This is a genomic window from Streptomyces sp. NBC_00045, assembly GCF_045041095.1.
Lineage (GTDB): Bacteria > Actinomycetota > Actinomycetes > Streptomycetales > Streptomycetaceae > Streptomyces.
On sequence record NZ_CP108271.1, the window covers coordinates 635,514 to 652,288 of the forward strand.

The following is a 16,775-nucleotide window of genomic DNA, read 5'->3' on the forward strand; positions in this document are numbered from 1 at the left end:
GTGCGGACTCTACCCAGGTGACCTGTGAGGTGTGTGGGTTTGGGCGGTACCAGGCCCAAAGGAGGCGCCTGCGGTCAGAGTTGCCCGACCACACGGTCCAGCGCGTCCATGATGTGGGTCCGCCAGCCGCTACCCATGATCTTCCGCGCCATCATCTGCAGGTCGTCGTCCGGGTCGAAGCCCTCGTGGACGAGGAAGAGGCAGGTTCCCCGCCCCTCCGGTGCGAGGGTCCAGGTGATGGTCCAGTCGGCACGGTTCGTGCCGGAGGCGTCCTGCCAGCGGACCGCGAGCATGCGGCCCGGTTCGAAGGCGAGGACTTCCGCGGCCGTGGTGCCGGAGAAGCCGGTGTTGGGCCGGGGCGCGGTGTCATCGTGTAGCGGTGGCCGACCTCCAGGCGGAAGTCACACGGCATGAGCCACTGGGCGATCAGCTCGGGCTCGGTCAGGGCCCGCCAGACCTTGCCGGGCGTGTGTGGCAGGAACTGGTCGACCCGTACGGTCGTCAGGTCTTCGGACTCGTAGGGCCCGGCGGTGTGTTCGGGATCGGGAGCGGGATCGGGTGCGCGCTCAGGGGTCATGTCTCATCGTCGGGCATGCGGTCCAGGAGCCGCCGAGGTCCTTGAGCCTGCCGCGCCAGTACCGCTCGTATGGATGCAGCCAGTCCTGGACATCGGCCAACGGGGCGGCTTCGAGCTGGTAGATCCTTTGCCGGCCGGCGCGTTCCTCGGATACGAGCCCGGCCTCCCGGAGCACTTTGAGGTGTTCCGAGAGACTGGGGCGGCGCATGTCGACATGGTCCGCGAGCGCCTGGACGGGCTGCGGGCCGCGCTCGCGCAGGAGGCGCAGCACTTCACGGCGGGTGCCGTTGACGAGGGCGGCGAACACCCGGTCTTCGTCGGCACCCGTCGTGACCACGGGGCTAGAAGCCTTCCTTCTCCGTGACCAGCATCAGGCTGTTGCCTGTTGCCGTCGGGGTCCCGGAAGCCGGCCATCCGCCCCCAGGGGGCGTCCTCCGGACCGGTCACCTCGACTCCGGCCGCGGCGAGCTGCGCACAGTCGGCGTCGACGTCAGCCGTGACCTATCACGGTGTGCGGTCTACGGGCGGGTGGCGGTGACCAGGTAGTAGTCCAGGATCTGCTGCTCCCAGGCGGCCAGGAAGTTGCGGGGCCAGGTGCCCGGCGCCCAGAGGCGCGCGAGCCAGCGGTCCCAGCCGGGCCAGACCTGCGGGCCGATCGAGGCGATGCGCACGTCGGCGAAACCGGCGTCCGCCAATGCTTCGTCGAGCCGGGAAACGGGCCGCGCGATGTCCAGGCCACTGGCGAACGAGTCCAGCAGCCCCGCGAGCCGTTCCGCGGGCGCGGGCGCGCCCTCGACGCTGAAGAAGCTGGCGACCGCCACCCGCCCGCCGGGGCGCAGGACCCGGGCCGCTTCGCGGGCGAACGCGGGCAGGTCCGGGAAGTGCTGCGCCGCCTCGACGCTGTACAGGCAGTCGAACTCGGCGTCGCCGAGCGGCAGGCTCTCCGCCGCCCCGAGCACGAAGCGCAGCCGGGGCGGCCGGGCTTCGAGGAGAGGCGAGTTGGCTTCGCGGGCCCGCTGGAGCTGCTGGGGGTGGATGTCCACCCCGGTCATCTCCGTGGGCCCGTATTCCTCCAGGGCGAGTGCGCACCCGAGGCCGAGACCGCAGCCGATCTCCACGGCCCGACCGCCCGCGGGGCCTACCGCGTCGAGTACGTGCCGGTAGAGGTCCTGCTCGCTGCGGATCCGGTCGCCCTGGGTCAGCGGCTCTTCGAGATCGACCTCCCGCCAGTAGCCGAAGTTGATGAACCCTCCGGCGAACACCGGCACGGCGCTGAGATCGGCCGGCCCGTACGTCTCCCACACTTCGGGCCGCACCACCGGAGCGGGCTGCTCTGCAGGGGTCACCGACGACACCCCACCACCTCCTCGTGACGGGGCGGGGCGCCCCGAAGTCTCCAGTGTGGCGCGCGGACCCCCGTCGCGACAGAGGACCCGCCCGGCCACGCCGGGGCGTGATGCGTGACGGGCCTGCGGACGGCCGACGGGCCGTCAGCAGGTCTTGCGGTAGGGGACGTCGGGGATGTGGGGTTTCCATTCCTGTTCGGTGAGGGGACCCGATGTGGCGCAGAGGTCCCTGACCAACCGTGCGGGGGCGAGGGTGTAGGTGAAGAACCTGCCGTACTCGTCCACGCCGGTCACGGCCGAGCCGTCGGGGGTGAACCCGATCACGCCGAATTCCCCCACGGCTCCGGTGGGCCCCGTCAGAGGCACCCCGATCTGTTGACGGGTGCGGCTGTCCCACACCTTGATCTGGTAGCCGGGCTGAGACTCGTGCACGGTGGCGAACAGCCGGCCGTCCGGGGAGACGGCGGTCGCCCTCTCGGGTGCGGACAGGGGCGGGTAGACCGGACCGGTGCTCAGGTCCTGGCCGACGGGCTGGAGCGTACGGGCGTCCCGGAGCCGGATGTAGGGGCGGAAGCCGCGGGGGTGGGTGTAGAGGGTCGTGCCGTCGTCGCTGATGGAGTCCACTTCCAGGCTCGGGGCGCCTTTGGTGATGACCTCGCCGGAGGGGAAGGCGACTCGGCCGAACATCGGCGCGGTGATGACGGACCGGCCGTCGGGCTGGAACACGACCGCCCCTCCGTTGGCCGGATAGCCGAGGTCGGCGGCCACCTTCCCGATCTGGCGCATGGTGGTCAGATCCCAGAAGGTGAGCGTGTTGACCTCGCCCTTCGTCACGACCTGGACGGCGAGCGACTTCCCGTCCGGCGAGAACGCGAAAGCCGTGGTCGCCCTGTCGCGCATCTGCGGGTCCAGGATCGACAGCGCGCCCAGGACGGGCTCCCTCTCCTTGGCCGTGTCCCAGATCTCGATCGTGGTGCCCATGAGCACGGCGGCCAGGCGCCCGTCACGGCTGAGTTCCGCCTTCTCCATGCCGCTTCCCGACGTGCCGGTGGGCGAGGTCACGGTGGCCCGCTTGGTGCCCGACTGCGGGGACCGGATGTCGAGGGAGGCGTCGTGGGGGAACGCGAGGGTCTGCCGGTCACCGCTCAGTACGCCCTCTTGGTAGTACTCGTCCTTGTCCGTAGACGGGGCGTTTCGACCGTCAAGTAGGTCCCGAGAGGGCTGAGCTTCATCGGCGGCCAGTAGCCGGTGGTTTGCTCGGGGGTGGGGAAGGCGTGTGCGTCGCGCGGCCGGGCGCCGGCGACGTCGAGCACGCGGGTGTATCCGTCGTCGGTGCTCACGGCGGCCGTCTTGCCGTCGTCGGAGAGGTCGACCCGGTGGATCCTGGCCGGAGCCGTGTAGGAACCGGTCCTCGTGCGGGTATCGACGTTCCAGAACTCGACGTTCGTGTCCGCGGCGGCCATGAGGGTCTGCCCGGTGGCGTCGAGGTCGGAGTTCGTCGCCACGAAGCCGGGCAGCTTGAGCACGTCGGCTTCCCACTGGTAGCGCAGGGCCAGCAGGGACGATCGCGACTCGGGGGTGTCGGCCAGGCTCGCCGAAGCGACCGCGAGCCGCCGGGCGAGCCGGGGATCGGTACGGCGGACGGACTGGGCCGTGCCCGCGACCTGGGCGGAGACGGCCCGGTCCCGCTGGCCGGTGGCCGTCTGGCGCTGGGTGAGGACGGTCTGGCGTTGGTCGAACGCGACGGCGGCCGCACCGACCGCGAGGACCAGCAGGACGGCCAGTACGGCGCTGAGCAGTACCCGCAAGCGGCCGCGGCGCCGGGTCAGCGCGGATCCGGCGTCGAGGAAGTCCCGCTCGGTGTGGTTGCGGGTGAGGTGACGGCGCCCCGCCGCGGCCCAGTCGCGGGTGCGTTCCAAAGCCGTGCCCTGGAGCAGGTCGTTGTTCCTGCGGCCGTTGCCCTCCCAGAGCCGGGCCCCTTCCGACCGGCGCTGGTGGACGCCCAGGCCCGGGCGCTCGGCATCCGCCCAGTCGCGGAGCCGGGGCCAGGCCCGGATCAGTGCGGCGCTGGACAAGGTGACCGAGTCGCCGTCCCAGACCAGGATCCCGGCCTCCGTGAACGCGGTCAGGACCTGGTCCAACACCTCCTGCGGGGTCCGGCCGTCGGCGAACTCGGACCGGTACGCCGAACGCAGCGTGTCCTCGGCGCGCTCCCCCGGGGCGACCAGGCGCAGCAGCACCTGGGAGACGACCTCCTGGGCAGCGGTGCCCGGGCCGGCGAAGACCGCCTCCGCCATCTCGGACCGGGACGGCTCGTCGGGCCCCGCCGGGCTGGTGGGAGCGACGCCCTTGACGGCGTCCGCGAGGTCCGCGCGGCCCACGAGCGACAACAGCAGCTGCTCGGACGCCGGCCGGCCCGCGGGGTCCTTGGACAACGCTGCCGACACCAGGGAGCGCAGGGGTTCCCGCAGCACCGACGTGTCGGACTCGTGGGTGGCGACCTGGTAGGTCAGCGCCCCGGCGCTGTCGCCGTCGAAGGCGTGCCGGCCCGTCGCGGCGTAGATGGAGGACGGCGCCCCCAGCCCCACACGTCGACCTTGGCGTCTCCGTTCTCGCCGCGGTAGCGCTCGGGCGGCATGTAGCGCAGCGTGCCCATGGGCAGGCCGGCGGTGGCGGTGCCTTCCATGATCCGGGCGATGCCGAAGTCGATCACGCGGGGGCCGTCGGGGCCGAGCAGGATGTTCTCGGGCTTGAGGTCCCGGTGCACCACGCCGGCCCGGTGGATGGCGACCAGGGCGGTGGCGACGCCGATCGCCGGTCGGCGCAGCTCCTCCGGGCCGTACGGCTCGTCGTGGGACACCGCGCGCCGCAGGTCCGGCCCGGCCACGTACTCGCTCACGACGAACGGGACGGACCCGTCGAGGTCGCAGTGGAGCACCTCGGTGGTGCAGAACGGCGCCACCCGGCGCCACGCCTGGACCTCTTTGCGGAGCCTGTCCCGGTCGCCGTCCTCCACCCGGTGCAGGGCCTTGACGGCGACCCGCCGGCCGTCGACGCCGTAGCCCTCGTCCACCACGCCCTGGCCGCCGGCGCCGAGGCGGCCGTCGAGGTAGAAGGTGCCCAACTGCCTTGGATCGCCGGGATGTAACGGTGTCGCTAAGACGAATCTTCCTGGACGCTTCCGAACGGAAAACTAAAAGAATCTTTTCAGTACGGGAAGGCGCCAGGGCCCGGCGGGCGACCGGTCGGGCGACCCTGTCCGGCGACGACACTTGCCAGTAGTTCGAATTTGAACGTTATGCTGGTACCTGCCAGATCGAGCCACCCCCTTCGAGCCATCGGGAGCGTCGCCCCATGTCCGTCCGCCGCCTCAACCACGCCGTGCTCTGGATCCGCGACGTCGAGCGCTCCGTCGCGTTCTACACCGATGTTTTCGGATTCCAGGTCGACCACCTGATCGCCGGCCGCGCCGCCTTCCTGAGCGCTCCCGGCAGCCTCAACGACCACGACCTCGGACTGTTCTCCGTCGGCGCGCAGGCGCCCGGTCCCGAACAGGGCCGGGTCGGCCTCTACCACCTGGCCTGGGAGGTCGGCACGCTCGGTGAGCTCGCCGAGCTGGGCCGCAAGCTCACCGACCGCGGCGCGCTGGTCGGCGCGACCGATCACCTGGTCTCGAAGTCCTTCTACGCCAAGGACCCGGACGGCAACGAGTTCGAGGTGATGTGGCGCGTCCCCCGCGAGGACTGGCCCGCCGAAGGCTCCGACCTGCGCCCGGGCGCGCTCGACCTGCCGGCCGCGATCGCACGCTGGGGCGCGGACCTCGCGACGGGTTCGGCTGCGGGCTCCGCCAGCTGAGGAACGGCCTGCGAGGATGGCGGGGCCACCCGTCCGCAACACGTGAGGAGCCCGCGCAGATGCCCGCGCCCGGTCCCGGCCCCAAGCCTCCGACGATCGCCGACGTCGCACGCGTCGCCGGGGTGTCGCGCACGACGGTCTCGCACGCCCTCAACGGGCTCGGCAAAGTCGACCCCCGCACCCGGGAACGGATCAAGCAGGTTGCCGTCGAGCTCGGATACCGGCCCAACCTCCGGGCCCAGCGGTTGCGGCACGGGCAGGCCAAGGCCATCGCGCTCGCGTCCTCGATGCCGTTCGCGGTGGCCGGCGGGCCGTCCCGGCTCGGGTTCTACATGGAGATCGCCGCCGCCGCTGCCGAGAGCGCCCTGCTGCACGACTACGCCCTCGTCCTCGTACCACCCGTCCAGTCCGGTTCCGGGCTGCACTCCGTCGACATCGACGGGGCCATCGTCGTCGAACCGGACGTGAACGACCCCGCGACGGCGCAGCTGCGCGAGCGCGGGCTGCCGTACGTGGCGCTCGGCAGGCCCGTCTCCCCCGACGAGGAGGCCCCGTACGTCGACCTGCGGGGCGGGCCCGTCGCCGAGATGCTCCTCACCCACCTGCACGAGCAGGGCGCCAGACGGCCCGCGCTGATCATCGGGTCCGGCGAACGGCACTCCTCCGTCGACGCGCTCGGAGCCTACGGGCGCCTGGCAGCGGAGCACGGCTGGGCGCCGATCGTCGCGACCGCCCCCGAGGCGGGCGGCGAGCAGGCCGGATACGAGCGCTGCGCGGCCCTGCTCGCCGAGCATCCCGGGATCGACGCCGTCTGCGCGCTGGTGGACGCCTTCGCGGTCGGCGCGGTCCGGGCCGTCCGGGACAGCGGGCGGACCGTACCGGACGACGTCATGGTCGTCACCCGGTACGACGGACTGCGCGCCCGTACCTGCGATCCGCTGCTCACCGCCGTCGACCTGCACCTGGACCGGGCGGCGGCCGACGCGGTGGAGCTGCTGCTGGGACGGCTGCGGGGCGGGGCGGCGCCCACCGTGTCGGTGGCGGCGCCGCCCGCGCCCCGGCTGGTCGTACGGGCGTCCTCGCTGCGGATCACGCCCCCAGCATGAGGACCACGCCGGAGACCAGGGCGAACAGCAGGACGAACACGCGCAGGCTGCGGGCGTCCAGGCGGTGGTGCACCAAGCGGCTCAGCCACGCCCCGGCGGCGGTCGCCGGAAGCAGCAGGATCGCCCAGCCCAGGTCCTGGACACGGCCCTGACCGGTGGCGAACAGCAGCACCAGCGAGGCCACTTCGCCGATGAGGAAGCAGACGGCGACGGTGGCGCGGAGCTCGGCGGGCGGCCGGTGCTGGTAGACCAGGGCGAGCGGCGGGCCGCCCACACCGGTCGCGGTCTCCGTCAGCCCCGTCACCGCGCCCGCCCCGACGTACGCGGCCCGGCCGGGGGTGAAAGCGGGTGCGGCCAGGCTCACCGCCGCCGCCAGGACGGTGGCGGCGCCCACGAACAGGCCGATGCTGCGGTCCGGAATCAGCCAGAGCAGTGCCAGCCCGCCGGGGGTCGCCGCGAGCCGGGCTCCGGTGATCCAGCCGGCGCCCCGCAGGTCCAGCGCGGCCCGCTCGCGCCAGGCGACGTACAGGTTCAGCGGGATCATCGACGCCAGGACGAACACCGGGAGCAGGCCGGGGTCGAGGATGCCCGCCACGGGGGCGACGATCAGGGCGAAGCCGAGCCCGCTGCTGCCCTGGACGAAGGCGGCGAGGGCCACGGTGAGGGCGAGCACCGTCAGCGTCCCGGGGCTCACCGGGCGGTGTTCCGCTCGCGGGCCGCCGCGGAGGTGGGGTGGACCCGGGTGATGGGGGCCCGTGCCACGACGGCGCGGGCCAGTTCGGCCGCTCGGCGTACGAGCGCGGGACCGTCCCATCCGGTGGGCCTTCCGCACCACAGGCGTATCCGGCCCGCGACGAACACGGCGGTGATCTGGTCGCGGTTGCCGCGCCGCACCAGCTCCCACGGCAGGTCCCAGGACAGCGCGAGTTCGGGGTTGGTGACGTCGACGAGGAGGAAGTCGGCGGCCAGACCCGCCGCGACGCTGCCGGTTCGGGCGCCGAGACCGACGGCGTCGGCGCCGCCCCGCGTGGCGTGTTCGAGCCAGGTCCACCCGGCGCCGCAGGAGGAGTCGCCGGTGGCGAGGCCGTACGCGATCCGTTGGGCGAACTCGGCCGCGTCGGCGAGCCGGAACCCGTCGCCGCGGGTTCCGTCGGTGCCGAGCCCGAAGCGGATGCCGCGCTCGGCCATGGCGGTGGCCGGGGCGACGGCGTTGCCCTTCCAGGCGCTGGCGACGGGGTTGTAGCTGACGGCGGTACCCGTGTCGGCGAGCAGGCTCATCTCGCGGGGCGTGAGCAGGGTGGTGTGTGCGGCGAGCAGCTGCGGGCCGAGCGCGCCGATGTGGTGCAGGTGCTCCAGAGGGCGCATGCCGCGCCGCACCAACGAACGTTCGACGCCGGCCAGGTGCTCGTTGACGTGGATCTGCACGGTGGCCCCGGCTTCCGCGGCGAGCCGGGCGGTGTCCCGGAGGGTGGCGTCGGAGGCCGCCTCGGGGACGGAGACGGCGAGGGAGGCGTGGACGAGCGGGTCGCCGTCGTACCGGGCCAAGTGCTCTCCCGCGCCGTCGAGTACGGAGTCGAGTACGCGGGGGTCGTCCGTCGCGGCGTCGTCGCAGACGAGTCCCAGGACGCAGCGGATGCCGGCGTCACGGGTGGCCGAAGCCACCACGTCGACGTCCACGCCGGTGCGGTTTCCGGCGTCGGCAACGGTGGTGAACCCGCCGCGCAGCGCTTCGAGCGCCGCCAGTTTCGCCGCCGTGTACGCCGACTCCTCGTCCAGGGCGCCCTCCAGCGGCACCCAGACCCGACGGAAGATCTCCGACGGTTCCCCGTAGGCGAGCGCCGAGCCGAAGCTCTGCGTGAGGTGGTGGTGGGCATCGACGAAGCCGGGCATCAGGAGGTGGCCGGGCAGTCCTACGGGGTCGAGGTGCGGATGGGTGCGCCGCAGCTCCTCGGCGGGGCCGACGGCCCGGAACGTGCCGTCGGCGACGACGACGGCCGTGCCGTCGGCGGGGCCTTCGGGCAGCAGCACGGCGTCGGGTACGAGGAGGAACGGGCCGGACCCGTCGAGGAGGTCGTGGACGAGCTGGTTCATCGGCTGCTTTCCGTACGGGCTGCGGCGACGCGCGCGACGACGCCGGGCCTGATGTGGTGGAACAGGAAATGGAGCACGGCGGCCACGAACGCGCCGACGGCGACGCCGCTCTCCAGGAGGATGCGGAGGTTCGGCGGGAAGCCCGCGTACACACCGGGGATGAGGATGGGCAGCAGGCCGAGGGCGAGGGCGACGGCGCAAACGAAGGTGTTGGTGTGCTGGTCAAGGTCCGCGCGGCCGAGCAGCTGCATGCCGAGCACCGTGATGACGGCGAAGACGGCCATGGCGGTGCCGCCGATGACTGCGGACGGGATGACGCTGATCGCGCGGGTCACCGGTGCGAGGAACCCGATGAGGACGAGGACCAGGCCGGCAGCGGCAGTGACGAAGCGGCTGCGGACGCCGGTGACGCGGACGATCCCGATGTTCTCGCCGCTCGTCACCATCAACGGCAGTCCGAGGAATCCGCCGGCGAGTGAGGTGAGCGCGTCACCCCTGATGGTCTTGGGGACGGCGGTGCGCCGGTCGATCTCCTTGCCGACGGCCTCGGCGTTGATGACGGTCTGCCCGGTGGCCTCCGCCATGGAGGCCAGGCTGTAGAGCATCAGCGGCAGCGCGGCGACGAGGTCGAACCGCGGTGAGCCGAACGGCAGTAGCTGCGGGGCGTTGAACAGGCCCCCGTCGGCGGCGCGGCCGAAGTCGACGGCGCCGAGGACCGCCGCCAGCACGGTGCCGGCGAGCAGGCCGAGCATGACGGCGAGCTGGCGCACGATGCCGCTGGACACCAGGTAGAAGAAGACGGTGAACCCGATCGTGGCCACGCCGAGTCCCAGGTGCGCGGGGTCGGCGAACCCCGGCTCGCCGGGACGGCCGGTGACGAGGACGGCGCCGACCTTCACCAGGTTGACGCCCACGATGACGATCATCGTGCCGATGACGAGGGCCGGGAAGAAGGCCAGCAGCCGCGAGAAGACGGGGAGGACGACGAAGGAGAAGAGCGCGGTGAGGATGACCGCCCCCGTGGCCGTCCGCAGGCCGTGCTGCTCGGCGATGGCGAGGAAGAGGATGAGGGGCGCGCCGCCCGGGAGCATCACGAACGGGAGCCGGGGGCCGAACTTCCAGGGCCCGAGCGACTGGATGAGGGAGCCGACGCCGGAGAGCACGAAGGCCGCGGAGAGCAGGTTGACGGTCAGGTGCGCGTCGAGGCGGAGGGTGGCGCTCATGAGGAAGATCGCCGAGATCGGTGTGGCCGCCATGACGAGGACGTGCTGGATGCCGAAGAGGAGGATCCGGCGGAGGGGGCGGGACTCGTCGACGGGGTGGACACCGTCGGGGCGGGTGTCCTCGGGGCCGGCCCCTTCGAGGCGGCCGGCGGTGCAGGAGCCGGGCTGCTGCGGCGTCGGCGGCTGGTGGGTACCGGGGGTGGTGGGGCGGGGACTTGACACGTTCGAGCTCCGATCGGCGTCCGACACGCATGAGTTCAGCCGCGATCCGGCCCTGGACGGGAGCCAAATCGATTTGGCCAAATCGATTTGGCCGCCAGTATGCGAGGGGCCCGGACGGCCGTCAAGGGTTCCGGCAACCGGCGCGCGGCCCTGGGCGTAGGCTTCGCTGGGCACGGGCACGACGGGGGCGGAGCACATGACGAACAAGACGGCACGGACGTGGGGGTCGACCCTCGATTCGGTCGTGGTGTACGCGCAAGGGGCGGTCTGCCGCCGCCTGGTTCGCGGCAACATGCCGCCGGACGCCCGGCTGCGGGTGACGGGACTGCCCCGTTCGTTGGACCCGGCTACCCTCCGGGCCCGCGTCCTGAACGCTCCCGGGGTGCGCGTCACCGAGGCCCGCGTCGAGGTCGAGGCCGAGCCGCTCGGCGCCGGCACACCCGACGCGTTGCGCCGCCAGGTCGTGCGGCTGCGCGAGGAGTGCGCGGCGGCGCAGGGCCGCCGGGAGCGGCAACTGGGCCTGATCGAGGAGGTCAGGGCGCTGCACCCGGTGCCACCGGAGCGCAGGCGCGGGGACCCGCACCGCCGCACTCCGGTCGACGCATGGCTGGAGCTCGCCGAGTTCGTCGACGCCCGGCTGACGCGGCTGCACGCGCGCCTGGTCGAACTGGAGGAGGCGCAGCGCCTCGCCGAGCACGAGCTCTCCGTCGCCGCTGACAGGCTCGCCCGCGCTTCCACCGACGCGCCGTCGGCACACGTGCAGACCACGGTCTCCGCGGTGCTGACCCTCGACGGCACCGCCGAAGAGGAGGAGCCGCAGCTGGAGCTGGAGCTGGAGTACGCGGTGCCGGGCGCCGTCTGGGTGCCGGCCTACCGTCTCACCCACCGGCAGGGTGACGGCGCCGGCCGCCTCCTCCTGCGCGCCTCGGTCGCCCAGCGCACCGGCGAGGACTGGACCGGCGTGCGCATCGCCCTGGCCACCGCCGACCTCCGGCGCCGCACCGACCTGCCGAAGCTGCGCTCGCTCCGGATCGGACGACGCCAGCCCGCCCGCGCGCCGTCCGGCTGGCGCGAGCCGCCGGCGGGGCTCGCCGACCTGTTCACCGGGTACGAGGCGGCCGGCCCCCGTCCCGCTCCGGCCGTCGGACCCACGACCGGGGCCCGTCGGGCTGACGGGGTCGGCTCCGCGCCCGGTCCCGTTCCACCACCGCCGCCTCCCGTACCCGTACCGGTCTCGGCGCCGCCGCAGGGTTACGGCGCACCGCCCGCCGCGCTCCCGGTACCCGGCGGCGCGGACGGCGCCGTTCTCCAGGGCTTCGGCGCCGTCGCGCCCGCCCCCGCACCACCGGCCCGGTCACGCGCCGCCGGCAGGCCGAGTGGCGGCGGGGGCTTCGCCGCACCCGCGCCCGCCCCGATGGCCTCTGCGCCGATGAGCCCCGCGGCTCCCGGCGGGGCCCCGCCACCGCCGCCTCCGGCACCGCCGTCCGGTCCGCCGCGGCCGAGCGGGGCCGAGCTCGACTACGCCGCCCTCGTCCTGTGCGGCCCCGACGAGCAGGGCGGCCGCCGGGGCCGGCTCTTCCCGGACTCCCCCTTCGACCCGGTCGCGGCCGAACACCGGCGCCGCGCCGAGGCGGTGTCCGCCCTGCCGCTGCCCGGACACGCCGTGCGTCCCCGCGAGTCGGCGGGTTCCTTCGACCACCGCTTCGATGCCGCCGCCCGCGCCGACATTCCCTCGGACGGCACCTGGCACACCGTCACCGTCGGCGAGATCCCGGTCGGTCTGCGCACCGAGTACCTCTGCGTGCCGTCCGTGGAGCAGACCGCGTACGCGACGCTGGTGCTCTCCAACGCCACCGACCAGGCCCTGCTGGCCGGCCCGGTGGAGGTCACCGTCGACGGCGAGTTCCTGCTGACCGCCGCCCTGCCGACGCTCGCTCCCGGCGGTGTCCGCCGGGTGGGGCTCGGGCCGGCCGAGGGCATCGGGGTCACCCGCCGTACGAACCTGCACGAGTCGACCGCGGGCCTGCGCGGCAACACCACCGTGCTCGACCACCGCGTCCACGTGGAGCTGGCCAACCGGCTCGCCGGGCCCGTCACGGTCGAGGTCCACGAGCGGGTACCGGTCACCACCGAACCGGACGTCCGGATCGAGGAACGGGCCGACTGGAGGGCACCCGAGGAGGGCGCGGGGCCCGAGCACCACGCACCGGGAACCCGCATCTGGCGGGTGGAGCTGCCCGCCGGCGCCACCACCGCCCTCAACGGCGGCTACGAGATCCGCATCCCGGCCGGCAAGGGCCTGGTCGGCGGCAACCGCAGGAGCTGACGCACCATGTCCACGGCCCCCACGCCGATCGCCCTCCCCGTCACCTCTGTCACCTGTATGGAGGACCGCGCCCACATCGAGCGGACCGCCGCGCTCGACCTCAAGGCCGGAGTCCAGCGGCTGCGTCTCGGGCCGGTCAGTGCGCTGGCCGTCGACCGCACCCTCCACGCCGAGCTGACCGCCGATCACCCGGCGACCGTGCTCGACGTGCGGATGGTGCGCACCTGGACGCCCGGCGGACCGCTGCCGTCCGCCGACGACTCCGCCCTGCGCCGCCGCGTGCACGAACTGGAAGGCGAGCGGCACGCCGTGGAGCAGCGCCGTGACCGGCTGCACGCCCGCCTCGGCGTGCTCGGCCGCCTCGCCGCCGATCTGCTGCGGGACATCGGCGAGGGCGCCGGTTCCGGGGAGAGCGACGGGCCCCGCTGGGCCGGTGAACTGGACCGGGTGGACGGTCAGCGCGACGAGTTCGGCGAACAACTCCGCCTCGTCGAAGCCCGGTTGGGCTCGATCAATGTCGAACTCGCCGAGGTCCGGCGGGCCATGGACCGCTCCGGGACGGAACCCGCCGAGCTGGTCGGTCATGTCGAGCTGACCGTGGACGCCGCTGCGGCCGGCCCGGTCCGGCTGCGGCTGAGCCACCTCACCCCGTGTGCGCTGTGGCGGCCCGCCTACCGGGCCGTGCTCGACGGCGACGCCCTGACGCTGGAGACCGACGCGATGGTCTGGCAGCGCACCGGCGAGGACTGGTCCGGCGTACGGCTGACGTTGTCGACGGCCCGGTCGGCGCTGGCCAGCGATCCGCCACGGCTCGGCGAGGACCGGCTGACGCTGGGCGACCGCACCCCCGCCGAACGCCGCACGGTCGACGTCGAGTTGCGCGAGGAGGCGATCGGGGACATCGGCCCGGCTCCGGTGCTCGGCCTGCCGGGGGTGGACGACGGCGGTGAGGCGCGGGTGCTGGTTTCTCCCGCCCCGGTCTCCGTACCCGGTGACGGGCGCGCCCACCGGGTGCCGCTGTCCGTCTTCACCGCCCCCGCGAGCAGCGAGTACGCCTGCTCTCCCGAGCTGTCCCCGCTGGTCACCCAGGTGGTGCGGTTCGACAACGGGTCCGGCCACGCACTGCTCGCCGGTCCCGTGGACCTGGTCCGCGCCAGCGGGTTCAGCGGCCGCGGCGCGCTGGACTTCACCGCGCCCGGCGCCCCGGTCGTACTGGCCTTCGGCAGCTGCGACGACCACGGCGTGGTCCGGGAGGCCGAGGAGTCCCGGACCACTGCCGGAATCACCCAGCGGACCGTGGTCACCCGCACGGTCCGCCTCCACCTGTCCCGGTTCTCCGCACCGGCGGAGCACGGCGAACGGGTGGTCGTCGTACGGGAGCGGGTCCCGGTCTCGGAGGTCTCGGCGGTGGAGGTGCGCCTGCTCAAGGAGGCCTGCTCCCCCGCGCCCGCGGCGGTCGACGCCGAAGGCATCGCGCGCTGGGACGTCAGGCTCCCGCCCGGCGGCCGCCGCACGGTCACCCTGGTCTACGAGCTGTCGGCGAGCGCCAAGGTCGCGGGGCTCTGACGCGCCGCACCGGACGGGGCCGCCGGCGTCAGCCGACCTGGATTCCGATGACGCAGGTGTCGTCGTCGGTGTCGGAGCGGCTCTCGGCGAGGAGGCGGTCCAACCGGTGGTCCAGGTCGCCGACCTCGGAAGCCGCCGCGCTCACGAGCTGGCCCAGGGAGTCCTCCACCGAGGAGTCCCGCCGCTCCACGAGCCCGTCGGTGAACATCAGCAGGGTGTCGTCCGGCTCCAGCTGGACCTCCCGTTCGATGTACGTGACGTCCGGCAGGGCTCCGAGGAGCAGGCCCTCGATGAGCGGGAAGGCTTCGGGCTCGCCGCCGCGGACGAGCACGGGCGGCAGGTGCCCGGCACGCGCCCAGCGCATCACCCGGGTACGGGGGTCGAAGATCCCGCAGACGGCGGTGGCCGTCACGTGCTTCGCGAGGTGGTGGGTGACCGTGTTGAGCCAGGACAGCAGCTGGGCGGGGCCCGCGCCGGTGACCGCGAGGCCGCGCAGGGCGTTGCGCAGGACGACCATGCCGGTGGCGGCCTCGATGCCGTGTCCGGCGACGTCTCCCACGGACAGCATGATCAGCCCGGAGGGCAGGACCACGGTGTCGTACCAGTCGCCGCCGACGAGCGATTCGGATTCGGCGGGCCGGTACCGGACGGCCACGCGCAGACCGGGGGCTTCGACGGCCGGCGGGGTGGGGGGCATGATGGCGTGCTGGAGCTGGAGGGTGAGGCGGTTGCGTTCGGCGGACTCGGCCGCGGTGTGGGCGAGCTGGTCCCGGGTCGCGGCCAGGGCGACTTCGGTCCAGTGCTGGGCGGAGATGTCCTGGTAGGCGCCGCGGACGGCGTGGAGGCGGCGGTGGGCGTCGAGGACGGGCTCGGCGACGACGCGGATGTGGCGGGTGATCCCGTCCGACCTCCGCAGCCTCAGATCGACGGATGCGGGGCGGCGGTGGCGCAGCACGGCCCGCAGGAAGCGGTCCAGGGCGGCGGAGTCGTCGGGATGGGCGTATCCGGGCAGTTCCCGCAGCGGTACGGGCGGGGCGCCGGTCGGTAGGCCGTGCAGCGCGTACAGCTGGGCGTTCCAGGTGATCCCGCCGGTGACGAGGTTCTCCTCGAAGCCGCCGATCCGGCCCAGGCGCTGGGCGTGCTGGAGGAGGTCGGCCAGTCGTGCCGTCTCGTCCTCGATCCGCCAGATCAGCAGGACGGCCGCGCCGTGCCGGCTGACGCTGATGTCCGCGACCGAGGTCAGCGGGATCTGGTCGACGAGCGCGGTCAGGCTCATGCGTTCGGCCCTGAAGGGTTCGCCGGTGGCGTGCACGCGCTCGATGATGTCGAACAGCCCGTTCTCGCCGGCGGCCATCGGATAGGCCTCCAGCAGGAGGGCGCCGTTCACGTCGGCGCGCTGCCGTCCCGCGGGATCGACGAAGCGGCTGCTGGCGTGGCGGATGCGGAAGTCGGTCAGCCGGCCGTCGGGATCGAGCACGGGGGTGAGGATGACGGCTGGGTCGTGCAGTCCCTCGGCGAGGTCGGTCAGCTCCGAGACGTCCGGGAGCACCGCTTCGGGGAGGGAGGGATCGCCCGGGGTCGAGGCGTCCATGGTGCGGGCGCAGAGTTCGGCGAGGGCCTCGACCTGGCGCTCGATCTGCGGGGGCTGTGGCGCCAGGGGCCCGGGCCAGCAGATTTCGAGGACGCCGTGGATGCGGCCGCCCGTCCCGGCCGGTACGGCCATCCGTCCGCCGTCGGGCCAGTGCAGGTGCGCGATCGAGGGCAGCCCTTCGCGTTGCAGGCGGGCGAGGGTGACCAGCCGGCGCTCGCGCAGCGCGAGGCGGGCGACGGTGGAGACGCCCGGGGGGACGTGGCGCCAGCGTGTGGCTTCCCCGGGCGGGAAGCCGGCGTACCCGGCGAGGGCCAGGGAGCCGTCGGGCGCCGCGGTCCACACGGCGACGGCGATCGCTCCCAGGGGTTTGAGGGCGTTCGTCAGGAGGGATTCGGCCACCGCCTGGGTGTCGTCCGCGGCAGCCAGCATCCCGCTCTCGGCAGTCCGCAGTCGGACCGCCACCCTCGTGGACGGCTTGGCCGGGCCGAGGGTGCCGGTGCGCTCGACGAACTCGGCGGCGACCTCGCTGACGTGGTCTCGGGCGGCCTGGTTGACGATGTCGGCGGCGAGGTCGAGCGGGGACAGCCCGGTCTCGCGGGACAGCTCGTCCAGCTGCCGTGCCGCCGCGGCGGGGGTGCAGCTCAATTGGCCGATCAGGATGCCCTTGGCCAGTTCGACCAGGGCCCTGCCGTCCGCGGCCGCGTGCGCCGCCTGCACCTCGCCGCGCAGGCGTTCGACGGTGGCGACGAGGCGACCCAAGGGGGTCGGGGGCTGGTGCGGGATCGTCTTGCGGGAAGGCTCCTCGGTGACCGCCTCCGGTGCCCGCGCATCGCCGTGCCACTGTGTGTCGGGGGTGCTCACGGTGTTTCCGG

13 protein-coding genes and 2 pseudogenes are annotated in these 16,775 nt (G+C 73.5%); 4 read left to right on the forward strand and 11 right to left on the reverse strand.

Annotation, left to right across the window (positions count from 1 at the left end):
* Positions 1–74 precede the first annotated feature (74 nt).
* The 7 genes and pseudogenes from OHA65_RS03180 to OHA65_RS03210 all read right to left on the reverse strand — a co-directional run bounded on the left by OHA65_RS03180 (position 75) and on the right by OHA65_RS03210 (position 5,047).
* Complete coding sequence (locus OHA65_RS03180) at positions 75–293, reverse strand: SRPBCC domain-containing protein (protein ID WP_405761086.1); 219 nt, start codon at positions 291–293, stop codon at positions 75–77.
* A 116-nt stretch (positions 294–409) separates the two neighbouring features.
* A pseudogene (locus tag OHA65_RS03185) lies at positions 410–577 on the reverse strand (hypothetical protein); the annotation flags it as partial.
* Positions 574–914 (reverse strand): annotated as a pseudogene (locus OHA65_RS03190) (ArsR/SmtB family transcription factor). The pseudogenes OHA65_RS03190 and OHA65_RS03185, both read right to left, overlap by 4 nt.
* Before the next feature lie 181 nt (positions 915–1,095).
* On the reverse strand, positions 1,096–1,923 hold the full coding sequence (locus OHA65_RS03195; RefSeq protein ID WP_328761444.1) for a class I SAM-dependent methyltransferase: 828 nt from the start codon (positions 1,921–1,923) through the stop codon (positions 1,096–1,098).
* A gap of 144 nt (positions 1,924–2,067) precedes the next feature.
* Complete coding sequence (locus OHA65_RS03200) at positions 2,068–2,985, reverse strand: WD40 repeat domain-containing protein (protein WP_405761089.1); 918 nt, start codon at positions 2,983–2,985, stop codon at positions 2,068–2,070.
* A gap of 83 nt (positions 2,986–3,068) precedes the next feature.
* Complete coding sequence (locus OHA65_RS03205; RefSeq protein ID WP_405761091.1) at positions 3,069–4,511, reverse strand: hypothetical protein; 1,443 nt, start codon at positions 4,509–4,511, stop codon at positions 3,069–3,071.
* The gene (locus OHA65_RS03210; RefSeq protein ID WP_405761094.1) at positions 4,433–5,047 is read right to left on the reverse strand and encodes a serine/threonine-protein kinase; all 615 of its coding nucleotides are present in this window, start codon (positions 5,045–5,047) and stop codon (positions 4,433–4,435) included. The genes OHA65_RS03205 and OHA65_RS03210 overlap by 79 nt, the downstream gene beginning before the upstream one ends.
* 230 nt (positions 5,048–5,277) lie before the next feature.
* Between OHA65_RS03210 and OHA65_RS03215 the strand changes: the two genes are divergently transcribed.
* Together OHA65_RS03215 and OHA65_RS03220 are read left to right on the forward strand one after the other, a co-directional pair.
* The gene (locus tag OHA65_RS03215; protein ID WP_327281533.1) at positions 5,278–5,778 is read left to right on the forward strand and encodes a VOC family protein; all 501 of its coding nucleotides are present in this window, start codon (positions 5,278–5,280) and stop codon (positions 5,776–5,778) included.
* A gap of 59 nt (positions 5,779–5,837) precedes the next feature.
* On the forward strand, positions 5,838–6,884 hold the full coding sequence (locus OHA65_RS03220; protein ID WP_327281534.1) for a substrate-binding domain-containing protein: 1,047 nt from the start codon (positions 5,838–5,840) through the stop codon (positions 6,882–6,884).
* Here OHA65_RS03220 and OHA65_RS03225 read toward each other — a convergent pair.
* The 3 genes from OHA65_RS03225 to OHA65_RS03235 are packed head-to-tail and all read right to left on the reverse strand — an operon-like array spanning position 6,868 to position 10,420.
* Positions 6,868–7,578 (reverse strand): TSUP family transporter, encoded by a 711-nt coding sequence (locus tag OHA65_RS03225; protein ID WP_405761097.1) that lies wholly within the window; start codon positions 7,576–7,578, stop codon positions 6,868–6,870. The two genes, OHA65_RS03220 and OHA65_RS03225, sit on opposite strands and share 17 nt — an antisense overlap.
* Positions 7,575–8,975, reverse strand: a complete 1,401-nt coding sequence (locus OHA65_RS03230; protein WP_405761100.1) for an amidohydrolase family protein — start codon at positions 8,973–8,975, stop codon at positions 7,575–7,577. The genes OHA65_RS03225 and OHA65_RS03230 overlap by 4 nt, the downstream gene beginning before the upstream one ends.
* Positions 8,972–10,420: a uracil-xanthine permease family protein gene (locus tag OHA65_RS03235; protein WP_405761102.1), complete on the reverse strand. Its 1,449-nt coding sequence runs from the start codon at positions 10,418–10,420 to the stop codon at positions 8,972–8,974. Before OHA65_RS03235 ends, OHA65_RS03230 begins: the two co-directional genes overlap by 4 nt.
* 196 nt (positions 10,421–10,616) lie before the next feature.
* On the opposite strand from OHA65_RS03235, the gene OHA65_RS03240 reads away from it, so the two are divergent.
* On the forward strand, positions 10,617–12,746 hold the full coding sequence (locus OHA65_RS03240) for a DUF4139 domain-containing protein (RefSeq protein ID WP_405761104.1): 2,130 nt from the start codon (positions 10,617–10,619) through the stop codon (positions 12,744–12,746).
* A 6-nt stretch (positions 12,747–12,752) separates the two neighbouring features.
* Positions 12,753–14,312 carry a mucoidy inhibitor MuiA family protein gene (locus OHA65_RS03245; RefSeq protein WP_405754433.1) on the forward strand — a complete coding sequence of 520 codons (1,560 nt, stop codon included), beginning with the start codon at positions 12,753–12,755 and terminating at the stop codon, positions 14,310–14,312.
* Between the two features lie 28 nt (positions 14,313–14,340).
* On the opposite strand, the gene OHA65_RS03250 is transcribed toward OHA65_RS03245, so the two are convergent.
* Complete coding sequence (locus OHA65_RS03250) at positions 14,341–16,764, reverse strand: SpoIIE family protein phosphatase (protein WP_327281541.1); 2,424 nt, start codon at positions 16,762–16,764, stop codon at positions 14,341–14,343.
* Between the last annotated feature and the right edge of the window lie 11 nt (positions 16,765–16,775).

Coding starts and splice junctions, on each gene's coding strand:
- OHA65_RS03180 (WP_405761086.1), bottom strand. CDS start 293: ATGCTCGCGGTCCGCTGGCAGGACGCCTCCGGCACGAACCGTGCCGAC.
- OHA65_RS03215 (WP_327281533.1), top strand. CDS start 5,278: ATGTCCGTCCGCCGCCTCAACCACGCCGTGCTCTGGATCCGCGACGTC.
- OHA65_RS03220 (WP_327281534.1), top strand. CDS start 5,838: ATGCCCGCGCCCGGTCCCGGCCCCAAGCCTCCGACGATCGCCGACGTC.
- OHA65_RS03230 (WP_405761100.1), bottom strand. CDS start 8,975: ATGAACCAGCTCGTCCACGACCTCCTCGACGGGTCCGGCCCGTTCCTC.
- OHA65_RS03240 (WP_405761104.1), top strand. CDS start 10,617: ATGACGAACAAGACGGCACGGACGTGGGGGTCGACCCTCGATTCGGTC.
- OHA65_RS03245 (WP_405754433.1), top strand. CDS start 12,753: ATGTCCACGGCCCCCACGCCGATCGCCCTCCCCGTCACCTCTGTCACC.